The organism is bacterium (genome assembly GCA_021159335.1).
In the GTDB taxonomy this organism is placed as follows: Bacteria; UBP14; UBA6098; order B30-G16; family B30-G16; genus JAGGRZ01.
In genome coordinates this window covers 20,655-28,339 of sequence record JAGGRZ010000014.1, presented here as the reverse complement: position 1 = coordinate 28,339, position 7,685 = coordinate 20,655, and the positions used below count along the sequence as shown (strand labels likewise).

10 protein-coding genes are annotated in these 7,685 nt (G+C 44.8%); 7 read left to right on the top strand and 3 right to left on the bottom strand.

From position 1 onward, the window contains the following. The 4 genes from J7J62_00985 to J7J62_00970 form a co-directional block, all read left to right on the top strand. A partial coding sequence (locus tag J7J62_00985; GenBank protein MCD6123736.1) for a hypothetical protein occupies positions 1–593 on the top strand: 593 nt, incomplete at its 5' end. Positions 594–598: 5 nt separating this feature from the next. Continuing rightward, the gene (gene ftsY / locus J7J62_00980; GenBank protein MCD6123735.1) at positions 599–1,516 is read left to right on the top strand and encodes a signal recognition particle-docking protein FtsY; all 918 of its coding nucleotides are present in this window, start codon (positions 599–601) and stop codon (positions 1,514–1,516) included. Positions 1,517–1,584: 68 nt separating this feature from the next. After that, positions 1,585–2,853 carry an adenosylhomocysteinase gene (locus J7J62_00975; GenBank protein MCD6123734.1) on the top strand — a complete coding sequence of 423 codons (1,269 nt, stop codon included), beginning with the start codon at positions 1,585–1,587 and terminating at the stop codon, positions 2,851–2,853. Positions 2,854–2,968: 115 nt separating this feature from the next. After that, positions 2,969–3,394 carry a C40 family peptidase gene (locus J7J62_00970; protein MCD6123733.1) on the top strand — a complete coding sequence of 142 codons (426 nt, stop codon included), beginning with the start codon at positions 2,969–2,971 and terminating at the stop codon, positions 3,392–3,394. Positions 3,395–3,403: 9 nt separating this feature from the next. Here J7J62_00970 and pyrE read toward each other — a convergent pair whose 3' ends face one another. Genes pyrE through J7J62_00955 form a run of 3 tightly spaced genes read right to left on the bottom strand, consistent with a single transcriptional unit; the run spans position 3,404 to position 5,474 of the window. Continuing rightward, positions 3,404–3,994 carry an orotate phosphoribosyltransferase gene (gene pyrE / locus J7J62_00965; protein ID MCD6123732.1) on the bottom strand — a complete coding sequence of 197 codons (591 nt, stop codon included), beginning with the start codon at positions 3,992–3,994 and terminating at the stop codon, positions 3,404–3,406. Positions 3,995–4,005: 11 nt separating this feature from the next. Continuing rightward, complete coding sequence (gene pyrF / locus J7J62_00960; protein MCD6123731.1) at positions 4,006–4,848, bottom strand: orotidine-5'-phosphate decarboxylase; 843 nt, start codon at positions 4,846–4,848, stop codon at positions 4,006–4,008. An 8-nt stretch (positions 4,849–4,856) separates the two neighbouring features. Continuing rightward, positions 4,857–5,474, bottom strand: coding sequence for a radical SAM protein (locus J7J62_00955; protein MCD6123730.1), 618 nt, complete (start codon positions 5,472–5,474; stop codon positions 4,857–4,859). A gap of 196 nt (positions 5,475–5,670) precedes the next feature. On the opposite strand from J7J62_00955, the gene lnt reads away from it, so the two are divergent. The 3 genes from lnt (at position 5,671) to J7J62_00940 (ending at position 7,663) form a co-directional block, all read left to right on the top strand. After that, positions 5,671–6,903: an apolipoprotein N-acyltransferase gene (gene lnt / locus J7J62_00950; GenBank protein ID MCD6123729.1), complete on the top strand. Its 1,233-nt coding sequence runs from the start codon at positions 5,671–5,673 to the stop codon at positions 6,901–6,903. Then, positions 6,872–7,207, top strand: a complete 336-nt coding sequence (locus J7J62_00945; GenBank protein MCD6123728.1) for a hypothetical protein — start codon at positions 6,872–6,874, stop codon at positions 7,205–7,207. The genes lnt and J7J62_00945 overlap by 32 nt, the downstream gene beginning before the upstream one ends. A 72-nt stretch (positions 7,208–7,279) precedes the next feature. Next, positions 7,280–7,663 carry a hypothetical protein gene (locus J7J62_00940; protein ID MCD6123727.1) on the top strand — a complete coding sequence of 128 codons (384 nt, stop codon included), beginning with the start codon at positions 7,280–7,282 and terminating at the stop codon, positions 7,661–7,663. The last annotated feature ends 22 nt before the right edge of the window (positions 7,664–7,685 follow it).

Here is a 7,685-nt window from a genome sequence, read left to right as displayed (position 1 = left end):
ATACAACTGATGGCATTACATGGGACACTCTTGCCATGGACTTTATGTGCTGGAATTTCGCTTTTTCTGGTGATACAGCTTACTTCGCCTGCGATTCTGGGTTGTTTCGAAGCGTTGCTTTTGGTGAACCCGAAAAAATTGAGGTCTACGATCCTGAAAGTAGCTGGCCTTTCCCGCTCTCATCGATGGTTTCGGTGCTCGTGGTCAGAGGGACATTGTGGGTTGCAAGCGAGTTTGGTCTTGCGCGTTCTACCGATGGTGGCGAAACGTTCAAAGTATTTCTCTATAGACCAGAGGTAGCTCCCGGACAAAAGACATATGCGTTTCCCTCTCCGTTTTCTCCTTACATTCACTCACGGATGTTTTTCGTTTTCGACAACCCTGTGGATGGCAATGTTAAACTTGAGATTTTCGATTTCGCACTTGATGTAGTTTATTCGTGCACAAAATATCGTGATGCAGGAAGACGCGCTGTTATTGTATGGGATGGAAAGGATATGGATGGTGAATTCCCGGCCAATGGCATTTATCATTACAGGATTACTCTGCCCGACGGCGAGCAGTTGTGGGGCAAGTTCGCACTAATAAAGTGAATGCTATGCTTAAAAAGATTTTTACATCGCTAAGGAAAACTCGGGAACGACTGGCTAATGCTATAAGGAAAGCGATTCCTCTTGGCAAGAAACTTTCGCGAAAAGATGTGGAAACTCTCGAGGAAATACTAATAACCGCGGATGTTGGAGTAGTAACCACCGAGGAGATTGTAGATGAACTTATGGAGCGTATTTCTCAAAGTGAGCTTACAGGTGGTGATGCATTAAAGCTTCTCGAGTCGCACCTTCTTGAGATTCTCGGTGAACCTGAGGGGTTTGAGATAGTGGGTAAGCCACATGTGATAATTATAGTCGGCGTTAACGGCACGGGCAAGACAACCACAATCGGTAAACTCGCGCACATGCTTAAGAGCGAAGGCAAGAAAGTTTTGCTTGCCGGTGGTGATACATTCCGTGCTGCAGCTCAGGAGCAGCTCAAAATATGGGCTGATAGAGTCGGTGTGCCTATTATTACCGGTCAACCGAAAGCCGACCCCGCTGCGGTTATTTTCGATGCGCTGATGCATGCTAAAGCGAAGGGCTATGATGTGGTTATCGCTGATACTGCTGGAAGACTGCACACCAAGAAAAATCTTATGGAAGAGCTAAAAAAGATTGTGCGCGTTGCTGGAAAAGCCGTTGAGGGAGCTCCGCACGATGTCTTTCTAATTATTGATGCGACGACGGGTCAGAACGGTTTGTCGCAGGCTAAAATATTCTCTCAGTCAATACCGTTAACCGGGATAATACTAACAAAGCTCGATGGAACCGCAAAGGGCGGAATTGCTGTAGCGATAAAGCGGGAACTGGGAGTTCCAATAAAATTTATTGGGGTGGGTGAGAAAAAAGAGGACATAGCGCCATTTATTCCAAGCGATTACATAAAGTCTATGCTTGATTTGAGCAACGAGAACAAGGCTTGATGCACAAAAATTTATTGATATTGTGCGGTCTTAGCGTAGATTTGGGCAAAAAACTAAAGGAGGATGTTATGACGGTTCCGCATCACATAAAGGACCCGAAGCTCGCAGACATTGGAAGGAGGCGGATAGAATGGGCAGAGCGCGACATGCCAGTTCTAACGCGTATAAGACAAAGGTTTGCTAAAGAAAAGCCTCTTGAGGGCATAAGAGTAGCTGCGTGCCTTCATGTTACGACTGAGACTGCGAATCTCGTTCGCACTCTCGCTGCTGGTGGTGCTGAGGTAAGGCTTTGCGCGTCAAATCCGCTATCGACTCAGGATGATGTAGCGGCTGCGCTGGTTCACCACTATGGAATCTCAGTTTTCGCTATTAAAGGAGAGGACAGGAGAACATATTATGACCATATAGAAAGTTGCCTTGAGTTTGACCCTCAAATAACCCACGACGATGGGGCCGACCTCGTATCGACATTGCACCAGAAATACGCCGATACCAAGGCTAAAAACATTTGGGGTTCTATGGAAGAGACCACGACGGGAGTAATAAGGCTTCGTGCGCTTGAAAAGCAAGGCAAACTTTTGTTCCCCGTTTTTGCTATTAATGATGCAATGACAAAGCACCTTTTTGACAATAGATATGGGACTGGTCAATCTACAGTGGACGGCATAATAAGGGCGACTAACAGGCTTCTCGCAGGCTCTGTTTTCGTTGTGGCTGGATATGGCTGGTGTGGCAGAGGTATTGCCACGCGTGCGCGAGGTATGGGCGCGAAAGTTATAGTTACTGAGGTTAATCCTATTCGTGCTATAGAGGCAAAAATGGACGGTTTTGATGTGATGACGATGGCAGAAGCTGCCAAGTTGGGAGACATTTTCTGCACATCGACGGGAAACATAAATGTCATAAGACCAGAGCACTTTGAGCTTATGAAGGATGGTGCTATCGTGGCTAATGCCGGTCACTTTAATGTGGAAATAGATATTGAAGGGCTAAAAAAGCTTGCAAAGGATGTGAAACCCAAAGTGAGACCTTTCGTCGACCAGTATATCCTGCCCGATGGGAAAAGCATTTTCCTTCTTGCTGACGGCAGACTTATAAATCTTGCTGCTGCTGAGGGGCATCCCGCTGCTGTTATGGATATGTCATTCTCGCTACAGGCTCTTATGGGAGAATATGTTGCCAAAAATAAGGGTGACTTTGAGCCAAAAGTCCACAGGGTGCCCGAGCACATCGATAAATGGGTTGCTGAAATAAAGCTTGAGTGCATGGGTGTTACTATAGATAAACTAACCCCTGAGCAGAAGAAATACCTTGAAAGCTGGGAAATGGGCACATAATTCCTCTAAGATTATTGCCTCGATTTTGATTTTTACGGCAATGCTCGCTTTGTGGGGATGTGTGCCTTATCCAAAATTTACCTGTAAAAAGGGAAATATTGGTTATTCCCGCTCGATGGAGACTATAGAACCCACTGTCTCAAAACGACTTTCGACAGCCCAGAAAAAAGTCGTGGATGCTGCCAAGTCATATCTTGGGGTTAGATACAAACTCGGCGGTAACGACCGTTTTGGCATGGATTGCTCCGGGCTTGTGCAGCGTGTTTTCAGAGATGCACTTGTTATGAAACTTCCGAGAACTGTTGAGGACCTCTGGAAATTAGGTAAGTCCATATCTTTTGAAGAGCTTGAACCCGGTGATCTCGTATTTTTTTCTCCGGGCAGTGAAAACAAAAGATATCCAACTCATGTTGGAATATACATAGGAAATTACAAATTCATACACGCCTCTGAATCCTCTGGGGTTCGTATAGATTCGCTTATTAACCCCTTCTGGAAAGGAAGGTTTTTCGGCGCAAGGCGGATTATAAGGAAGTTTTGATTACGGATTTTATTTAAAAACTCTGCTACCTGGTTTTTCGAGCGGAATGCCTTTTTTGCACAGTGGGCAGTTGTCTGGTTCAAAGGTGTCTATGTCTATTTTTGTCAGTGCTATGAACGGAATATTTCCGAATTTTAGTTCTCTGCCGCTTGTGCGGTCTATTATAGCAAGCACAGCCACTGGAAAGCCGCCAAGTTCTTTAAGGACATTTATGACTTCGGCGGTGGACCTGCCCGTCGTTACAACATCCTCCACTACTAAAAATTCCTCGTCCTTAGCTATGGTGAAACCTCGTCTTAGCGTTGGTGTGCCGTTGACTTTTTCTATGAATATGTGCCTGCATCCAAGAGCTCTCGCCACCTCGTGACCTATTATTATCCCGCCCAAAGCCGGCGATGCTACCAGTGGTGGAGTTTCGAGTCCAGCGTCGCTGAAGCGTTCTGCCAATGATTTGCCCACTCTTTCGGCAAGCAAAGGATACTGAAGCAATCTCGCACATTGAATGTAAGTGTCCGTGTGCAGACCCGATGAGAGCAGAAAATGTCCTTTTAATATTGCCCGGGTGCTTTCCAATAAATTTAGTATTTCATCCTGGCGCATTTTACACCTCTTTATTTCTCAGTTTTGGGCGAATTTCTTAGTTGATTGATTCTATCCTTTATGTCTTTGGCAGCGTTCTTCGCAGCCTGGGCAAAGTCGCCGCCTTTTGAGGCGTAAATTATGGACCTGCATGAAACGATTATCGGGGGCATTCCATCTGTCGTGGGACCATATTTTATAGCTGGCTCGAGCGCACCCCCCTGAGCACCGATACCTGGTATCAGAAGCGGAGCTTTTGGTGCGTTCCGCCGGACCTCTATAAATACTTCTGGATGTGTTGCGCCTACAACCAAGCCCAGACGGGTTCCCCAGCGTTCACTCCAGCTTACCACAGTTTCAGCAACGATTTCAAAAAGTCTATCTGAATTCCTAAACTTTCGTCCCTCGAGGTCCTCGTAACCTGCGTTACTCGTCGCGCACAAAACGAACACTCCAAGGTCCTTTTGAACGAAGGGGAAAATTGAGTCGTAACCCATATATGGATTTACTGTGACAGCGTCTGCACCGATTATGTCCACAGCAAAACGGGCGTAATGCTCGGCTGTATGGGGCACATCGCCGAACTTGGCGTCAAGAATGACGGGGATGTTATCGGGAATCCTTTTGACAACCTCCACAAGTGCCTTAAGACCATCATTTCCGAGGGCGAGGAAAAAAGCCACATTAGGTTTGTAGGCGCAGACCAACTCTTTCGTCGCGTCTATGATGTCAGCGAAGAAAGCTACCACGCCATTGGCATTTTTTGGAATACTTTCCGGAAGATACTCCAATATTGGGTCAAGACCAACGCACAGCCATGAATCATTGGTGTTGGCGGCTGAAAGATACTTTTTCCAGAATTGTGCATCAGGCATTTCTCACCTCACGGTAATTTTAGTATTTTGTGAATTTGCACGCTTAGTCTTACCGGTAATTTGTGTTCTATTATCCATCCTGCAAGTCTTCTGGCAGATAGTCTTCCCCACGCCGGCTGGAAGAATAGATTAGCACGAGTAGGATTTTTGAGAATGAAATCCCTTGCCCAGTCGAAATCTTTTCTGTCGGAAATAACGAACTTAAGTGCATCCACTGGGCGAAGAAGTCTGAGATTAGGATTGTAGTGCTTACCAACCTCGCCGCTTGAGGGTGTTTTAATGTCCATTGATATGGACACCCCATCCATAAGCACTGGGGCAATGGGTCTTGTGCCATTTGTTTCTATAAGGACATTTTTCTTGCCATTAATCCAGTTTTTTACAAGTTTTCCAACGCTTCTTTGGAGGAGTGGTTCGCCGCCGGTTAGCAGAATCCATTTTTCCGGGGTTTTTATTCCGCGCTCAACCAGCTCCGAAAATGGTATTTCACGTCCTCCACGATGAACCTCCGGTGTGTCACACCAGCTACAATGAAGATTGCAGCCGGAAAGTCTAACGAGAAGGCATGGTTGTCCAACCCAAAGCCCCTCACCTATAATGGTTCGTACTATTTGAGTTATTCGCATGACTCGTAGCCGATCAAATCATTAGCGTAAAGTTTCATCACTACCAGTGCTTTCTGCGGTCCAAATTTTATTGAATCTAAAGAATTATTAAATTATCCAAGATTTGGCGGATTAGCAAGATAATTGTTTTGCCACCTTTTCCATTGCCTAAAAAATGTTGTTAGCATGGTTATAGCTTTTATATTCATTAAAACTTATGGAACGAGTTCTAACCAAAAAGGAGATGATACTTTTTTTGGTGGTTTCGGGTTTGCTTTGGGCAGCAAGTTTCCCGCCTCTTCCAACGGGTTTTTTAGCATATTTTATGCTCGTTTTTTTATGGTTCGCCATAAGCAATGTCGAAAATGGATGGAAGGCTTTTAAGGCTGGTTATATATGGGCATTTGTTGCGACAGGCGCAACGCTCTGGTGGATAACAAAGCCGACCATACCAGGATTTATAGCAATATTATTTTATCTTCCTATCTTTGGCGCTTTGTATGCATGGCTTCATTATAAAATCTCAATTCGTAGCGAAACTCTTGCCATAGTACTTTCCCCAGTTATCCTTGTTGGCATTGAGTATCTGAGGTCATTCGGGAAGCTTGGCTTTCCATGGATGAACCTTTCATACACTCAAACATGTTACCCTGTGCTTATACAGTTTGCTGATATAGTAGGGAATTATGGCGTTTCGCTTTGGGTGGCTGCTATAAATTCATGTCTTTACTTTATTATAAAAAAGCCTCTCTCTAAAGGAGCCATTTTTTCAGCTATAGTTCTGCTTGCGCTGTTTCTTACCGCCTTCCTTTATGGAAAATCTCGTATGAGAAAACCTATAGAAGGTGTTCCTGTGGATGTGGCCGTGATTCAGAGCAACATAGATCCTTATAAGAAGTGGGCTGGAGACTTCAAAAGGATTAACGCCAAACTGCACGCCGATATGATAAAGGCTGCGTCCGGGCATGCAGCGCTCGTTATAGCGCCAGAAACGGCTACGGCATGCTACCACAAACTTGCGCCATCTATATTCTCGGTTTTCAAGTCCGCAACTGTTGAAGCAGGGGTTTATCTTCTGGTTGGAACACTCGACTTCGACCCTGAAAAGCGAGAAAATTACTTTAATTCAGCTATTCTTATTTCTCCCGATGGGAAAATAATTGGTAACTATTACAAGATTCAGCTCGTTCCCTTTGGTGAGCAGGTTCCGTTTCAGGATAGATATCCATTCCTGAGAAAGATTAATTTTGGTGGGAGCCACTTTTCTGCAGGCAAAGAATACACATTATTCAAGTTTGAGCCTTCGGAGGGCAGGATCGTCGATTTTTCAGCCATGATTTGCTACGAGTCGGCTTTTTCATGGCTCGCAAGGAGGTTCCGAAAGGAAGGAGCTGACTTTCTCGTTAACATTACTAATGATGGTTGGTTCGGCAAAACGCCGGGACCCTAACGATGGTTGGTTCGGCAAAACGCCGGGACCCTATCAACATGCCATGTTTAATGTTATGAGAGCGATCGAAAATAGGGTTTGGATAGTCCGAAGTGCCAATACTGGAGTATCAATGATAGTTGACCCTTACGGCAGGGTTGTAAGGCAAACGCGCCTTTTTGAGCGATGTATGTTATTTTTCACCATTAATGCTACTTATGAAAAGACGGTTTATGACAGGATAGGAGATGTTTTTGGTTTTGTTGGGTTTATGTTCTGTGTTCCACTTTCTTTTTGGGCAGCATTTCAGAAAAGAAATGCGTAAATACTCTCGATTGCTTAACTTGATTACCGTAGTTAATTAAAGATTACTTGTAATAGAGCATAGGGAGGGAGGATGAAAGTAGACAAAGATACCTTGGAATACGCTGAGCAAGAGGGACTTTCGGTCCTATACGATGAAAAACTTCGAAAGGCTATAGGGTCGTTTGGCGGGAAGCCGACCAAGAAGGATAGGATACTTAACGCCCTTTTTATCGCTGCTGTGGTTACTTTGTTTGTGGTCGAGATTTTCTGGCGACATGTGGTAGGAACTATGGCGCTTGATTTTGCTGTGCTTTTTATTTCGCTTAAGCTTATTTACCTTATACATCGGTCTGCTCAAATATCTCATTATCAGTTCTGGATTTTAACTGCTATAGAGCTTAAAACCACATTGCTACTCGAAACCGTTCAGAAGATGTCCGCTCAAAGTTCAGGCGAAACGACAGGTGGTAATTAGAGGGATATTGCCTTAAGTTTTT

Coding starts and splice junctions, on each gene's coding strand:
- J7J62_00955 (MCD6123730.1), bottom strand. CDS start 5,474: ATGCGAATAACTCAAATAGTACGAACCATTATAGGTGAGGGGCTTTGG.
- pyrF (MCD6123731.1), bottom strand. CDS start 4,848: ATGCCTGATGCACAATTCTGGAAAAAGTATCTTTCAGCCGCCAACACC.
- ftsY (MCD6123735.1), top strand. CDS start 599: ATGCTTAAAAAGATTTTTACATCGCTAAGGAAAACTCGGGAACGACTG.
- J7J62_00940 (MCD6123727.1), top strand. CDS start 7,280: ATGAAAGTAGACAAAGATACCTTGGAATACGCTGAGCAAGAGGGACTT.
- lnt (MCD6123729.1), top strand. CDS start 5,671: ATGGAACGAGTTCTAACCAAAAAGGAGATGATACTTTTTTTGGTGGTT.
- pyrE (MCD6123732.1), bottom strand. CDS start 3,994: ATGCGCCAGGATGAAATACTAAATTTATTGGAAAGCACCCGGGCAATA.
- J7J62_00970 (MCD6123733.1), top strand. CDS start 2,969: ATGGAGACTATAGAACCCACTGTCTCAAAACGACTTTCGACAGCCCAG.
- J7J62_00975 (MCD6123734.1), top strand. CDS start 1,585: ATGACGGTTCCGCATCACATAAAGGACCCGAAGCTCGCAGACATTGGA.
- J7J62_00945 (MCD6123728.1), top strand. CDS start 6,872: ATGGTTGGTTCGGCAAAACGCCGGGACCCTAACGATGGTTGGTTCGGC.